Annotated in this window: 10 protein-coding genes and 2 pseudogenes; 4 read left to right on the top strand and 8 right to left on the bottom strand. The window is 73.6% G+C overall.

Going from position 1 to position 14444, the window contains the following annotated elements; all coding sequences use genetic code 11:
* Window positions 1–296, bottom strand: a pseudogene (locus ABZY33_RS34775) (RNA polymerase sigma factor SigF); the annotation flags it as partial.
* A 111-nt stretch (window positions 297–407) separates the two neighbouring features.
* On the bottom strand, window positions 408–1001 hold the full coding sequence (locus tag ABZY33_RS34770) for an XRE family transcriptional regulator (protein WP_356495715.1): 594 nt from the start codon (window positions 999–1001) through the stop codon (window positions 408–410).
* 254 nt (window positions 1002–1255) lie between these two features.
* Here ABZY33_RS34770 and ABZY33_RS34765 point away from each other — a divergent pair, with 254 nt between their 5' ends.
* A complete protein-coding gene (locus ABZY33_RS34765; protein WP_356495714.1) occupies window positions 1256–2536 on the top strand; it encodes a YeeE/YedE family protein in 1281 nt (426 codons plus the stop codon).
* A 535-nt stretch (window positions 2537–3071) separates the two neighbouring features.
* On the opposite strand, the gene ABZY33_RS34760 is transcribed toward ABZY33_RS34765, so the two are convergent.
* The 3 genes from ABZY33_RS34760 to ABZY33_RS34750 all read right to left on the bottom strand — a co-directional run bounded on the left by ABZY33_RS34760 (window position 3072) and on the right by ABZY33_RS34750 (window position 8256).
* Window positions 3072–3629, bottom strand: a complete 558-nt coding sequence (locus tag ABZY33_RS34760) for a TetR family transcriptional regulator (protein WP_356495713.1) — start codon at window positions 3627–3629, stop codon at window positions 3072–3074.
* Window positions 3626–5134: an MFS transporter gene (locus ABZY33_RS34755; protein WP_356495712.1), complete on the bottom strand. Its 1509-nt coding sequence runs from the start codon at window positions 5132–5134 to the stop codon at window positions 3626–3628. Before ABZY33_RS34755 ends, ABZY33_RS34760 begins: the two co-directional genes overlap by 4 nt.
* Before the next feature lie 116 nt (window positions 5135–5250).
* Entirely contained in the window at window positions 5251–8256 is a 3006-nt protein-coding gene (locus tag ABZY33_RS34750; RefSeq protein ID WP_356495711.1) for a family 16 glycoside hydrolase, read from the bottom strand.
* Window positions 8257–8516: 260 nt separating this feature from the next.
* On the opposite strand from ABZY33_RS34750, the gene ABZY33_RS34745 reads away from it, so the two are divergent.
* Together ABZY33_RS34745 and ABZY33_RS34740 are read left to right on the top strand one after the other, a co-directional pair.
* Window positions 8517–9338, top strand: coding sequence for a DUF1206 domain-containing protein (locus ABZY33_RS34745; RefSeq protein WP_356495710.1), 822 nt, complete (start codon window positions 8517–8519; stop codon window positions 9336–9338).
* Window positions 9339–9433: 95 nt separating this feature from the next.
* Window positions 9434–9802 (top strand): hypothetical protein, encoded by a 369-nt coding sequence (locus ABZY33_RS34740; protein ID WP_356495709.1) that lies wholly within the window; start codon window positions 9434–9436, stop codon window positions 9800–9802.
* A 25-nt stretch (window positions 9803–9827) separates the two neighbouring features.
* Here ABZY33_RS34740 and ABZY33_RS34735 read toward each other — a convergent pair whose 3' ends face one another.
* A complete protein-coding gene (locus ABZY33_RS34735) occupies window positions 9828–10721 on the bottom strand; it encodes a LysR family transcriptional regulator (protein WP_356495708.1) in 894 nt (297 codons plus the stop codon).
* 120 nt (window positions 10722–10841) lie between these two features.
* Here ABZY33_RS34735 and ABZY33_RS34730 point away from each other — a divergent pair, with 120 nt between their 5' ends.
* Window positions 10842–12098, top strand: a complete 1257-nt coding sequence (locus ABZY33_RS34730) for an MFS transporter (RefSeq protein ID WP_356495707.1) — start codon at window positions 10842–10844, stop codon at window positions 12096–12098.
* A 13-nt stretch (window positions 12099–12111) separates the two neighbouring features.
* On the opposite strand, the gene ABZY33_RS34725 is transcribed toward ABZY33_RS34730, so the two are convergent.
* Entirely contained in the window at window positions 12112–13152 is a 1041-nt protein-coding gene (locus tag ABZY33_RS34725; protein WP_356495706.1) for a LacI family DNA-binding transcriptional regulator, read from the bottom strand.
* Between the two features lie 9 nt (window positions 13153–13161).
* Window positions 13162–14352 (bottom strand): annotated as a pseudogene (locus ABZY33_RS34720) (glycoside hydrolase family 3 C-terminal domain-containing protein); the annotation flags it as partial.
* Window positions 14353–14444 lie beyond the last annotated feature (92 nt).

The following is a 14444-nucleotide window of genomic DNA, read 5'->3' as shown; positions in this document are numbered from 1 at the left end:
TTGATCAGGCCGATCGTGCCGACCTGGACGATGTCCTCCATCTCCTGCGGGCCGCGGTGCTTGAACCGGGAGGCCGCGTACTGCACCAGGGAGAGATTCATCTCGATCAGGCAGTTGCGCACGTACTGGTACTCGTGCGTGCCCTCTTCGAGCTGGGTGAGCCGGTCGAAGAAGCGCTTGCCGACCTCCCGCGCGTCCTTGGGCGCGATGGAGGAGGGATCCGTGTATGCGCGCTCGACCAGGTCCTCCTCGCTCCGGGTGGCCTGCGTCTGTCCCTGCGCCGTCACGGTGATCATTGCGTCCCGCTCCTTGTGTATCGAGCCTGGCCTGTCGTTCCCCGTCGCGCCGCGATTACCCAGGAAATAATCCCGCACACCTGCCGATGCGACGTTTTTCCTGAACGCCCGTCACGGGGCGGGGCGGGGCGGCTCCGTGGCCTCCTCACCGCGCTGGTGCCCGCGGCGGGCGTCGCGGTCGAAGATGCCGAGGATCTCGCACGGACCGCTCTCGGTGCCGATGGCGTGCGGGAGCATCGTGGGGAACTCCGCCGCCTGGTGGGTCTCGATCCGCAGGCGCCGGTCGCCGAGGAGCAGGATCGCGGTGCCGGACAGGACGACGAGCCACTCGTGGCCCGGATGAGCGCGCATCCGGGCGGGGTTGTCCGGCGGCGGCTCGGTCAGTCGCTGCCGGATGACGGTCATGCCGGGCTCCGCCGTGATGGGCCAGCGCAGCTGCCCGCGGGCGCCGTCGGCGGTCGGGTTGCGGACGACGTCCTCCGCGGCGGTCTCGACGAGCTGGTCCAGCGAGGTGTCCAGGGCCCGGGCGAGGACGACGAGTTGGTCGAGCGCGAGGCGGCGGCGGCCGTTCTCGATGCGGGAGAGCGTGGACTGGCTCACGTTCGCCCGCGAGGCCAGCTCCTCCAGGGACCAGCCCTGCGCCACCCGCAGGGCGCGGATGCGTCTGCGTACCAAACCGTCCAGTTCGCCGTCGTCTTGCGTCATGCGCGCGATTGTATGCCCGACGAGCAAAGCCGCACCCTGACCGTGACGGCGTTCGTCATATGAGACGCATTTATGTCTGCTCCTATCGATCCTTATGGTGGGGGCATGTTCGGACCCGCTCGCCGCCTGGCGCTCGCGCTCTTCGCGGCCACGTCGTGGAGCGTGGACGACGCGCTCTGTCGCCGCTGACGCAGGCCCCGGCCCCGGCCGTCATGCCCGTCCGACGCTCCCCCCTCCCTGTTCCGGAGTCCCCTTTGACCACCGCTCCCTCTGCCGGGGCGCCGCCCCGGCCCGCCCTGCTCTCCCCCTCCCCCACGTCGTCCCCCGCGCCGCGCGCGGAGGCCGCTCCCCCGGTCCGGCGGGCTCCGCTGGTCGGCGCCGGTGTCATCGGCGCGGCGCTCACCGCGTACGTCTTCGCCGCGCACGGCGCCAAGTCCGGAGTCCTGTTGCTGCTCGGCATCGGACTCGGCTTCGCGCTGTTCCACTCGCGCTTCGGGTTCACCTCCGCCTGGCGCCAGCTCGTCGCCGTCGGCAACGGGACCGGCCTGCGGGCCCACACCCTCCTCCTCGGCGCCACCGCCACCCTCTTCGCCCTCGTCATCGGCACCGGGACCGGCCTGTTCGGCACGGTGCCCGCGGTCAGCGCGGGGCCCATCGGCGTGGGGCTGCTGGTCGGGGCGTTCCTCTTCGCCGTCGGCATGCAGCTCGGCGGCGCCTGCGCCTCCGGCACGCTCTTCGCCGTCGGCTCGGGACAGAGCACGATCGTGCTCACCCTCTTCGGGTTCATCACCGGGTCGACCCTCGCCGCCTGGCAGTTCGGGCTCTGGAGCGCGCTGCCCGCCCTCGATCCCTACGTACTCTCCGACCACGTCGGCTGGTTCGGTTCCTGGGCGCTGACCGTCGTGGCCCTGGCCGCGATCTGGTACGTGGCACGGACCGTGCAGGCCCGTCGCAACCCGCCGCCCATCGGCGCACCGCCCTCCGCCCGCTCCGCGCTCGCCCGTACGGTGCGCGGCTCCTGGCCACTGGCCGTGGGCGCCGTGGTGCTCGCGGTGCTCGGCGCCGGTGTGCTGCTCGTCTCGGGCGGTGCCTGGGGCGTCACCAGCGCGTTCTCGCTGTGGGGCGCGAAGGCGGTGGGCGTGCTCGGCGGGGCGCCGGAGACCTGGGCGTACTGGCGCCGGCCCGACAGCGCGGCCCAGCTGGCGGGGCCGGTGCTGGCCGACAAGACCAGCCTCACCGACCTCGGCATCATGATCGGCGCCGCGGTCGCCGCCGCCGCGGGCGGTGTCTGGAAGCTGCACCGCGGCATCCCGGCCCGGACCGCGCTCGCCGCGGTGCTCGGCGGTCTCCTGATGGGGGTCGGGGCGCGTCTCGCGGGCGGCTGCAACATCGGCGCCTACCTCGCGGGCATCGCCTCGGGCTCACTGCACGGCTGGATCTGGGGCGGCGTCGCCCTCCTCGGCACGTGGGCGGGGTTGCGGCTGCGCCCCCTGTTCGGCCTCGGCAACCCGAAGCCGACGGACACCATCTGCTGATCGCCGTCCGGCGCCGGGCGGGCGGGGTGACTCGAGGGGCGGTGCCCTACGGGGTGTGACGGGGTGGGGCGGCGTCAGGTGTCGCGCCCCTGCGCTGGGACGGGCGGCCGGGCGAGTCAGGTGTCGCGCTCCTACGGCGGGGCGACGCGGCGGGGTGGCGTGAGGTGCAGCGCCCCTGCACCGGGGCAGGACGGCCGGATGACCTCACGTGCCGTACTCCTACGGCGGGGCAGGACAGCCGGATGACCTCAGGTGCCACGCTCCTACTGCGGCGGGGTACGGCGGGGTGACGTGAGATGCCGCACCCCTACGCCGGGGCGACGGGGCTGGATGACCCCAGGTGTCCCACCCCTGCACCGGGGCGGGACGGCCGGATGACCTCACGTGCCGTACCCCTGCACCGGGGCGGGACGGCCGGATGACCTCAGGTGCCACGCTCCTACGCCGGGCCGACGCGGCGCGGCGGCGTCGGGGGCAGCACCCCTGCGCACCACCCCCCGGGTGACACCTTCGCCGCCCCGCCCCCAACCCCCTGTCACTCCCGCCCATACATCTCCATCAGCACATCCACGACCTCGTCCACCGTCGCGTCGGCCAGGTCGTCGAAGGCGCCGGAGTGGCGGGCCAGCAGGACTCCGGCGATCGAGGCGACCAGGATGTCGGCGCGCAGCCCCGGCCGGTCGCGGCCCTCGCGGGTGAAGCGGGCCCGCAGGGGCGCCACCAGGCGGGCGTGGAGGGCCTCGCGGGTGGCGTCCTGCGCTCCCGGTTCGCTGAGCGGCTGGACCGCGACGCGCAGCAGCGGCACCGGACCGCGCCGTTCGGCCCGCTCGGCGACCTCCCGCAGGCGCGGCTCGGTGAGCAGGTCCACGGGGGCCTCGGGACCGTGTTCGGCGCGCAGCACCTCCACGTAGAGCAGGGCCTTGCTGCCGAAGTGGCGGGCGATCAGGGCGGCGTCGACGCCGGCGCGTTCGCCGATCTCTCGGATGGTGGTGCGGTCGTAGCCGCGTTCGGAGAAGAGTTCCGTCGCGGCGCGCAGCAGCGCGGTGCGGCTGCGCGCGGCGCCGCGGGTCCGGCCCTGGTCCTGGCCGGTCACGGGCGGCTCGCCTCCGCGCCGGCGCCGGGCACAGCGCTCTGGACGGCCGCGACGACCGAGGGCCGGGGCTTGGCGCCGAACCGGGTCAGCGCCACGGCGAGGACGCCGGTGGCCAGGAACGCGGCGCAGCCGACGAGCCCGGCGCTGCGGTACCCGTCGTTCGTGGGCAGGGCCGCGCCCTCGGCGGTGTGGGCCTGGAGGACGACCGCGCTCAGCGCGCTGCCGGTCGAGTATCCGATGTACTTCACGACCTGATTGAAGCTCATCGCGCTGCCGGTCTCCGCCGCGGGCACCCCGCCGACGATGAGCCCGGGGGTGACGGCGAACGTGACGCCGACGCCGAGGCCGGCCAGCGCCATCATCACGCCGATGCCCCACAGGCTGGAGCGGGCGAGCAGGAAGCAGACCAGCCCGGCCAGCGACAGCAGGCAGCCGAGCGGCAGCATCCGCGCGGGGGTGGCGGCGGCGCCCAGGGCCCGCACGAGCCGGCCGGTGAGGAGGCTGGCGGCGGAGAAGGGGACGAGCAGCAGCCCGGTGACGACGATGGACGCGCCGAAGCCGTATCCGGCGGATTCGGGGGTCTGCACGTACCGGGTCACCAGGGCGATGAGCAGGTAGGTGCCGACGCCGCCGACCATGGTGGTGAGGTTGGCGACGAGGACGCCGCGGTCCTTGACGAGGCTCACCCGCACCAGCGGGTGCGTGGAGCGCAGCGAGTGCAGCACCCAGGCGGCGAGCAGCAGGACGGCGGCGGCCGCGAGCGCCAGCAGCCGCGGGGAGCCCCAGCCCCAGCGCTCCCCCTCCGCGAGGCTGAGCAGCAACGCGGCCATGCCGCCGGCCAGCAGCAGCGCGCCCGGGTGATCCATGGGCGTGGTCGGCCGGCGCGGGGGCGCGGGCACGACGATCACGGTGGCGGCGAACGCGGCGACGGCGGTGGCGAGCGCGAACCAGAATCCGGCGTACATGCCGAGGTACTCGGCGAACAGGCCGGTGATGGGGTAACCGAGGCCGATGCCCGCCGCCGTGGTCAGCGAGAGCGTGGCGACCGCGGCGCGCGCCTGGTGCGGGGGGAGCGCGTCGCGGGCGGTGGCGATGGCGAGCGGGACGAGTCCCATGCCGACGCCCTGCATCGCCCGGCCGGCGAGCAGGCAGGGGAAGCCGAGCGGGAGGGCCGCCAGCAGGCTGCCCGCCATGACGGCGCCGAGACCGGCGAGGATGACGCGCTTGCGGTGGGGGCCGTCGCCCAGCCGTCCCATGACCGGCGTGGCGACGGCGCCGACCAGCATCGTCACGGTCAGCGCCCACTGCGCGCCGGCCAGCGAGACGTGGTCCTCGGCGGCGATGGTGGGGATCAGGGGCGCGCCGAGGCTGCTGACGACGGCGACGAGCATGCCGAGGGAGACGAGGACGGGCACCAGGGCCCGCGGGTGGCGGAGCACGGGGGCCGGGAGTGCCGTGGCGGGCGCGGGCGCCGGTATGGAGGGAGACAAGGTTTTCCCGTTCATGTCATCAAGTGATGTCATCGCATGATGACAGGCGCGCGCCCTCCCCTCCAAGCCCGTCCGGCACGCACACGGGGTCGGGTGCGCGCCGGACGGTCACGTCGTTCTCTCCGGCCACCTCAGTTCAGGGGCGTCACCGTGAGGGCACGGAAGCGCACCTTGTTGCCGTGATCCTGGAGCCGGATCGCGCCGGCCGCCGGCCCCTCGGGGGCGCCCGCGGCGGTCGGGCCGTCGAGGGCGATGTCGTCGTGGACCTTCTCGCCGTTCCACACCACGCTCACCCGCGCGTCGGCGGTCTTGGCGCCGCTGTCGTCGAAGCGCGCCGCGCGGAACGTGATGTCGTACGTCTGCCAGGTCTCTGGCGCCGTCGCGGCGTTCACGTCGGGCGCCTTCTTCTCGTAGATCGCCCCGGCCTCGTCGGCGGCGGGGGCCGGGTCGCCGTAGGAGTCCAGGATCTGGAGTTCGTAGCGGTCCTGGAGGTAGATGCCGCTGTTGCCGCGGTCCTGACCGGTCACGTCGTCCGGCAGCAGCGGGACCCGGAACTCCGCGTGCAGCGTGAAGTCCTGGTAGGCATCCTTGGTCCGGATGTCGCCGCAGCACACCTCCATCGACCGCTCGTCGGCGAGCGGCCACTGCGGTTTCCGGCCGTCCGTGTGCTGCCACTGGGTCTGGGAGGCGGCCGTGCCGTCGAAGAGGGTGACCGGGGCGCCGCGCGGGCGCACGGTGATCAGGTCGAGGTTGACGTGGCCCGCGTCGCCGGTGTCGTAGCGGTAGGCGACCGTGTTCTTCCCCGCGCGCAGGGCGACGCGTTCGGTCGTCGTCGACCAGGTGTCCCAGGTGCCGGTGGAGGGCAGCGGGGTCTGTCGCAGCTTGGTCCCGTTGGCGTACAGGGAGAGGGACTTGGTGCCCTCGTAGGGGTTGGGGCCGTTGGAGTAGCGCAGGTTGACGTCGTACTCGCCGGCCTTGGGGACCGTCACGTCGAAGGTCGTGGCGGCCTTGCCCTCGGTCTGGTAGCGGTCGACGAAGCCGCTGCCCGAGTAGCCGGTGTGGTCGGTGTGGATCCCGGCCGTGCCGGTCAGGCGCGCTTCCTCGGCCTCGTAGAGCGTGGCGGCCGGGGGCTGCTTGCCGGGCATCTCGTTCAGCGTGTACCAGGCCTCCGTGCTCCACAGCGGCTCGCCGGAGGAGGAGGCGAAGGGGCGCGGCGAGCGGAGGTGGACGACGCGGCCGGGCTTGAGGCCGTCGAGGCGCAGCCGCACCGTGCGGCCCTGGTCGGCGAGGGTGGCCGAGCCCACGGCGAGCCGCTCCTCGGCGATCTTGGGGCCGCCGTAGTCGCTCGTCGGGGTGTAGCGCCACTGTTCGGCCGTGTACCGCTCGGCCAGCTTGTCGGCGGTCTCCTGGGAGAGGGGCTGGGTGTACTCCAGGTCGAAGCCGCCGGGGACGGCGCGCATCTCCTTGATGTCGAAGGTGTTGCCGCCGTTGGGGGTGAGCTTCTGCAGGCCGAACCGGAGCTTGCCCGCCTGGCCCCAGTTGCCGTCGGCGCCGAGGCCGCCCGCGTAGATCGCGCCGTCGGGGCCCATGGTGATCCGGTTGACCCCGGCCTCCAGTCCCTGGGTGTAGCGGAAGACGGCGCCCTGGTACTGGCCCTTCACCTTCTCCAAGTAGCCGCGCTGGAGGCCGCCGTAGGTGACGTCGCCGAAGAGCATCTGGCCCGCGAACCGCCCCTTGGTGAGGTACAGCGGCGTACTGGGCGAGTTGGCTATCTCGTTCTGCGGCAGCCAGAGCACCGGCTGGGTGACGGGCCGGTGCTCGAAGAGGCCGGACGGTTCGGTGTAGTGGTTGAAGAAGCGGTCCTGCTTGATCTGGACGAGCTTCGACGCGGGGAGCCAGCCGCCCTGGTTGTCGGCGGTGAAGATCGAGCCCCCGGGGCCCCAGCCGATCCCGTTCGGGGTGCGCAGGCCGCCCGCGACCGGGGAGATCTTCCCCGTTTTCTTGCTGATCTTGTACGTGGTGCCGCGGCCGGGCGCGGGCTGCGGGGTGGTGGTGGCGCCGCCGTAGTCGATGGCGACGGAGAGGTTCACGTAGAAGGAGCCGTCGCGGTAGAGCAGCCCGAAGGCGAACTCGTGGAAGTTGCCGCCGTAGGGCCAGGTGGCGACGGTGCGGTACTCGTCGGTCACCAAGTCCTTGTCGGTGTCGACCAGTCGGGTCAGCTCGTGCTTCTGCGAGACGTACAGGGAACCGTCGACGTACTTGAGGCCCATCGGCTCGCGAAGGCCGCTCGCGATCTTCTTGACGGTCACCTTGGAGCGGTCGGTGGTGCCGGTGACGTGGTCGAGGAGGTACACCTCGCCCGCCACGTTCTCGGAGCCGCCCCAGGTGCTGAGCGCGAGGCGACCGTCGGGCAGCCAGTCCATACCGGTGACCTGCGGTTCGAAGCCGTCGGGGCGCAGGTCGGTGAGGTCGAGGTCGGGGCGGACGCCGGTCAGCGGCAGTCCGTCGCCGGGGCTGTCCGCGCCGGCCTCGCACTCCTTGCGGCCGGGCGCGGTGACCCGCACCACCCCGGCGTCGGTGCTCAGCGCCTCCTGCGGCACGACGGTGAAGTCGGCGGCGCCCGGCGGCTTCCAGGAGAGGGTGAGCTGCTGGCCGCCGCCCGCCTCGAAGTAGTCGACGCGCAACGGGTGCGAGCCCGCCGTGAGCTGGACGGCGCCGTCCTTGGGCTCGGCGCCGTGCAGCCCGTCGTGGTCGATGACCGCACGGTCGTCGAGGATGAGCCGCGAGCCGTCGTCGCTGGTGAGGCGGAAGGAGTACGTGCCGTCGCTCGGCACGACCAGATAACCGGACGCCTGCGCCGAGAAGTTGTCGGCGAAGCCGCCGAAGTCGTCGGTGCTGGACCAGTCGACGGTCCGCATCAGTTTGTCGTGGTTGGGGGTCTGGCCCGGTTTGAGCGTGCAGAGCTTGCTGAGCGGCACCTGGGTGTCGAAGACCCGCAGGGTGACACCGGATTCCTGCGGCGGGACGTCGGTGGCGGCGACGGACGGGGGCGCGGTCCAGACGCCTCCGGCGAGGAAGCCCCCGACGAGCAGGGTGGTGAGGCGTCTTCGGGCAGAGCGGAACAGCCGTGGATGCATCGGTCCTCCAGGACGGGACCGGAGGCCGCCGGATTCGCACTCCGGTCGAGCGTGACCGCTGCGCGGGTGCGCGGACGGCAGAGCTCCTACGGTTGCGCCGTCACCGTAGGGGACTTCTGCTCAGCACGTCCATACTTTGTCATCAGTGAGTGCAAAGTACTGAGGCGCGTCGTCACCGTCCCCGCATGCCGGGGCCGAGCCGGGGAAGTCGTCGTCTCTGCGGCGAACCGTGGGGGGCGCCGATGGCACAAGGAGGACACGTGAAGGCGATCAAGGGCAGATCCAAAGCCCGTCAGGCCGCGAACAGTTCCGTCGTCGACACCGGCGCGCGCGGGGGTCTGATCGCACGCGGAGTGCTCTACCTGCTGATCGGGCTGCTGGCCCTGCGCGTCGCGTTCAGCGGTGAGAAGAAGGAGGCGGACAGCAGCGGCGCCATCCGCGAACTGGCCCAGCAGCCGTTCGGCAAGGTCCTGGTGTGGGCGGTCGGCATCGGCCTGGTGGGCATGGCGCTGTGGCGGCTCAGCGAGGCCGCGTTCGGCTCGGCCGGGCCCGACGGCGACAAGCCGGGCAAGCGGATCCTCTCCGCCGGGCGGTGCGTCTTCTACGGGTTCATGGCGTACTCCGTGCTGTCGTTCGCCACGTCCTCGCGTGACAGCAAGGGCAGCGACGCGAAGTCGCGTGACTTCACCTCGCGGGCGCTCGACCTTCCGGCGGGCCGCTGGCTCGTCGGCATCGCCGCTCTCGTGATGATCGGCATAGGCATCGGCGTCGGCGTGCGAGCCGCACAGCGCAAGTACCACAAGCACCTCAAGAAGGCGCAGATGTCGCAGCAGGTGCGCCGGGTGGTCGACATCCTGGGCATCAGCGGGGGCCTGGCCCGCGGACTGATCTACACGGGCGCGGGCGTCTTCGTGCTGATCGCCGCCGCCCAGTACGACCCCGACGAGGCCAAGGGCGTGGACGGCACCCTGCGCTCTTTCGCGGGCACACCGGCCGGGCCGTGGCTGCTGGCCCTGGTCGCGCTCGGGCTGCTGCTGTTCGGCCTGTTCTCGTTCGCGCTGGCCCGCTACCGCCGGGTCTGACGCGCCGGGCCCGGCAGGAGCGTTCTCGACACGCTTACTGACCAGTAAGTAAGATCGCACGGCAGCCGTTCCCGCCCTGCTCACCAGGAGGCCCCGTGCGCCGCGTCCGTTCGCCTCAGCTCCTCGCCGGCCTGCTGGCCGGGGCGGGACTCGCCCATCTGCTGTCGCCGAAGCCGTTCGACGCGATGGTGCCGCGGCTCCTCCCGGGCCCGCCGCGCACCTGGACGTACGCCAGCGGTGCGGTGGAGCTGGCCCTTGCGGCCGGGGTCGCCCTGCCGCGTACCCGGGTGCGGGCGGCTTCGGCCGCGGCCGCGTTCTTCGTCGCCGTCGCTCCCGCCAATGCGCAGATGGCCCTGGACTGGCGCGGCCGCCCGGCCCCGCTGCGGCGCGCCGCGCAGGCACGGGTGCCGCTCCAGGTGCCGCTGGTGCTGTGGGCCCGGAAGGTGGCGCGCGACGCGGCATGAGGGCGCCTCTCCCGCCTCTCCCTCGTCACCCCGCCGTCGGCACGTGCTCCCGGAGCAGGTCGGTCAGCGCGCGGGCCGCGGCGCTCCGCGTCCGGCCCGCCGGGGCCGCGAGCGAGAGCGGCCAGTGCAGATCGGCGCCGGTCACCGGGATCATGACGAGACCGTGCGTGGTGTCGGCGAGGAAGCGGGGCAGCAGCGCGATGCCGAGGCCGGCGCGCACGTAGTCCGCGCTGGTCGCGATGTCGGTGATCTCGATGGTGACGTGGCGCGGCACATGGGCGGCCGCGAACGCCCGGTCGGCGACGGCGCGGTTGCCGTAGCCGACCGGGCAGTCGATGAAGCGCAGCCCGGCCAGCTCGCCGATCTCCACCTCCGGCCGCCCGGCGAGCGCGTGGCCGGGCGGCGCGACCAGGTACAGCGTGGAACCGGTCAGCGGCAGCAGGTCGATCCCCGGCGGCTGCGGTCCCGGCAGCGAGACGAAGGCCAGATCGAGACGGCGTTCGGTGAGCGCTTCGAGGTGCCCCTGAGAGCCGGTGGGCGCGACGCTGATCTGCAGCTGCACGCCGGGGTGGCGGCGGTGGAACTCGCCGAGCAGGGCGGGCAGGTCGATCAGCCGGATCGAGGTCAGCGTGCCGAGCCGCAGGGTGCCGCGCAGCCCGCCGCGTACCTCGGCGACGGCGTCGGCCGCGTCCCGCGCGGCGTCCAGGGCGATCCGGGCCCGGGGCAGCAGGGCGCGGCCCGCGTCGGTGAGCAGCACCCGCTTGGAGTTCCGGTCGAGCAGCCGCGCGTCGAGTTCGCGCTCCAGGGCCTTCACCGCGGCGGAGACCGCGGACTGGACGATGTGCAGCCGGGCCGCGGCGCGCGTGAAGTTCTGTTCCTCGGCGACGGCCACGAAATAGGCGAGATGTCGAAGCTCCACACCGGCAACTATCGCACAGGCAGATCGCTACCAGCGCGATGATTCGTTGGACGTGATCGTGGCGGAGGCGCACAGTAGAACGTGCACGGACCACGGATCTTCTGCGATCGGAGCAGTGCCATGACCACGTCGACGCCTTCGCGCGCCCGGTCCTCCTCACCGGCGGGCCCGCCGCCCGCGACCGCCGGTCCGGTCCGCCACGGCGTCGGGTTCTGGGCGGTCGCCGGGGCGTTCCTCGTCGCCATGGCGTTCTCCACCGTCCCCACCCCGCTGTATCCCCTCTACGAGGTCCGGGACGGCTTCTCCACGTTCATGGTCACCGTGGTCTTCGCGGTCTACTCGGTGGGGGTGATGGTCAGTCTCGTGCTGGCCGGACACGTCTCGGACTGGGTGGGGCGCCGCCGGATCCTCGTGGCCGCGCTCGCCCTGGAACTCGTCGCGGCCGTGCTCTTCCTGTCGAGCGCGGCGCTGCCCATGCTGCTGGTGGCCCGCTTCGTCACCGGCCTCGGCGTGGGCATGCTGACCGCCACGGCCACCGCGCACCTGCACGAACTGCACGCCGCGCACCGGCCGGGCGCCTCCGCGCAGCGGTTCGAGGTGGTCTCCACCGCGGCCAACATCGGCGGCCTGGGCCTCGGCCCGCTGGTCGCCGGGTTCCTCGCCCAGTACGCGGGGGCCCCGCTGCGAGTGCCCTACGCGGTCTTCGTGGCGCTGCTCGTGCTGGTCATGGCGGCGCTCGCGCTCGCCCCCGAGACGGTCCGCCGGCCCGAGGCGCGGCCCCGGTACCGTCCGCAGCGGGTGAGCGCCGACCACGGGGACCGGGCCGGGTACATCGCCGCGGCGGCGGCCGCCTTCGCCTCCTTCGCGGTGTTCGGTCTGTTCACCTCGATCGCGGCGGGGTTCGTCGGGCACACGCTCGGCCATCCGTCCCGGGGCCTGGCCGGCGGTATCGTCTTCGCCGTGTTCGGCGGCGCGGCGCTGGCCCAGACGCTGACGCACCGGCTGACGCCCCGCGCGAAGATGACGGCGGGGCTGCTCGCCGAGGGCGCCGGCTTCCTCACGCTCGTCGTCGGCATGCACACCGTGGACCTGGCCGCGTTCCTCGCCGGCGGCGTCGTCGCCGGGGTCGGGGCGGGGCTGCTGTTCAAGGCGGCGGTCGGCAGGGTGGTCGCGATGGCCGCGCCCGCGCGCCGCAGCGAGGCCCTCGCGAGCCTGTTCCTCGTCGCCTACCTGGGGCTGAGCGTCCCGGCCGTCGCCATCGGCGTGGCCACCCTCTCGCTCACCGCCACCGCGGCGATGACCTGGTTCGCCGGGCTGCTCCTGGTGCTGCTCCTTGTGGTCGCGGTCCTCGACCGCCGCTCCCCCGGCGGCCGTTGAGCGCGGCCGTCCCTCACGTGGACGCGCGGACCACCAGCTCGGGTTCGAAGATCCGGGCGGTGGGCTCCGTGCGTTCGCCCTCGATGTGCTCCTGGAGGATGCGGGCCATGGCCATGGCCATCTCCTCGACCGGCTGGCGCACGGTCGTCAGCGGCGGCGTGCAGGTGATGGCCACGCTGGAGTCGTCGAAGCCGACCACCGCGACGTCCTGCGGGACGCGCCGGCCCCGTTCGCGCAGCACCTGGCAGACGCCCTGCGCCATCAGGTCGTTGGCGGCGAACACCCCGTCCAGGTGGGGGTGGTCCTCCAGCAGCCGGGCCATCGCGGCGGCGCCGCTGCCGAGGGTGAACCCGCCCTCCGCGATGGGGACATAGGGCACCCCCGCCCGCTCCATCGCCTCGCGGAACCCGGCCAGCCGCTGCTGTCCTGCGGGCAGGTCCAGCGGCCCCGTCACCGTCGCCACCCGGCGCCGGCCGCGCTCCAGCAGATGCTGCGCGGCCATCCGGCCGCCTTCGCCGTGCGCCAGGTCCACGTAGCTGATGGGGGCGGGCAGCGCGGGCCGGGCGAAACAGACGGCGGGCACCTGTGCCCGGGCCAGCAGCGGCGGCAGCGGATCCTCGGCGTGCGTGGAGACGACGAGCGCGCCGTCGGCCCGGCCCGCGCGCAGGTACGCCATCACGTCGTCCCGGGCCGGTCCCGACTCGGCGAACATCAGGACCGGGTGCATGGAGCGCGTCCTGAGGAACGCGACGACCCCGCTGACGATGCGGCCGAAGAAGGGGTCCGCGAAGACCCGTGCCGCGAAGGCGTTCTGGGCGCTCTCGCCCTCCTCGCCCGCGCCGGACACCACCAGGGCGATGGTCTCCGCGCGCCGGGTGACCAGCGAACGGGCCGCCCGGTTGGGCGTGTACCCGGTCCGCCTGATCGCCTCGCGCACGGTCTCGCGGATGGCGGGGTCCACGCTGGGGACCTCGTTGATCACCCGGGAGACGGTGGCACGCGAGACCCCGGCCTCCCGTGCCACGTCCTCCAGCGTCAGGGACTGTCGTTGCATGCACGCAGCCTAATCGTGCCGCGTCACCGCGCATAGAGCGCTCTCTTGCGCAGGTCCTCCCCCCTCTCCCCCGTCGAGCACCCGCACATGCGCGGTGAGCGGGAGGTCCCCGGCCGACCGGCCCCCGTGCACGGTGAACCGGCCCGGCTCACCGGCCCAGCCACCCTCCTGCGCGCTCCAGTGCCGCAGCGCACGGGCGGCCACCGTGATCCGGGCCAGGGCCGTCTCGCCGGGCGCCGCCCGCACGGCCGCGTACCCGGCGAGCCAGCGCACCGGCCGGTCCACCGCCGAGTCCGGCCGGGACAGATAGACCTGGACGACCTCCCGCCCCGCACGGTCACCGGTGTTGCGCACGCGCACGGTCACGGTGAACTCGCCGCCCGCGGGCACGGCTTCGGGTGCTTCGACGCTCTCGTAGTGCCACGTCGTGTACCCGAGGCCGTGCCCGAACCAGTAGGCCGGCGCGCGCCCGGCACGCAGCCAGGCCCGGTGTCCGACGTGCACGCCCTCGTCGTAGGCGAGCACACCGTCGACGGGCTGGGTCGCGCTCACCGGGGCGTCGCCGAGCCGCTCCGGCCAGGTCGTCGGGAGCCTGCCGCCGGGTTCGACGGAGCCGAAGAGGAGGTCGGCGAGGGCGCTGCCCGCCTCCTGTCCGGGCAGCCAGGTGAGCAGGACCGCGCCGGCCTCGTGCCGCCACGGGAGTTCTACCGGGGCGCCGGAGTTGACCACCACCACGGTGCGGGGGTTGGCCGCGGCGACGGCCCGCACGAGGTCGTCCTGGCGTCCGGGCAGGGCGAGGGAGGTGCGGTCGTGTCCTTCCGCCTCGCTGCCGTCGGTGGTGCCCACGACGACCACGGCCGCGTCGGCCCGGCGGGCCGCGGCGACGGCCTCGGCGATCGCGGCGTCCGCGGGCACGGCCGGCGGGGCGGCGCTCAGCACGGTGGCGCGGCCGGTGTCCGGGGCGAGTTCGCGCCGGGCGACGACGAGCACCGGGGTCCCCGCGGCGAGGGTGTGGTGGGCGGTGGGGCCGGGCGGATGCACGTGGACGACGGCGGGATCGTCGGTGGCGCGGGGGAAGGCGGCGTCGATCAGCCGGTGGCCGTCCACGGTCAGGGACATCCGGCCGAACCCGCCGAGTCCGAACGTCCAGCGGCCGCCGGTCTCCGGCGTCAGCAGGGCGCTGATCTCCACGGTGTGGGCGCGGGCACGCGGACGACGGCTTCGTTGTCCGGAATCCCCACGGCGTGCCCGGGGAGCGTGAATGCGGCCGCAGCCGCTTCCAGTTCCGGCGT

Origin of the sequence: Streptomyces sp. NPDC006552 (genome assembly GCF_040611655.1) — a bacterium.
Classification (GTDB): domain Bacteria; phylum Actinomycetota; class Actinomycetes; order Streptomycetales; family Streptomycetaceae; genus Streptomyces.
The sequence above is the reverse complement of the archived record's forward strand: the minus strand, read 5'-3'. Positions and strand labels throughout refer to the sequence as shown.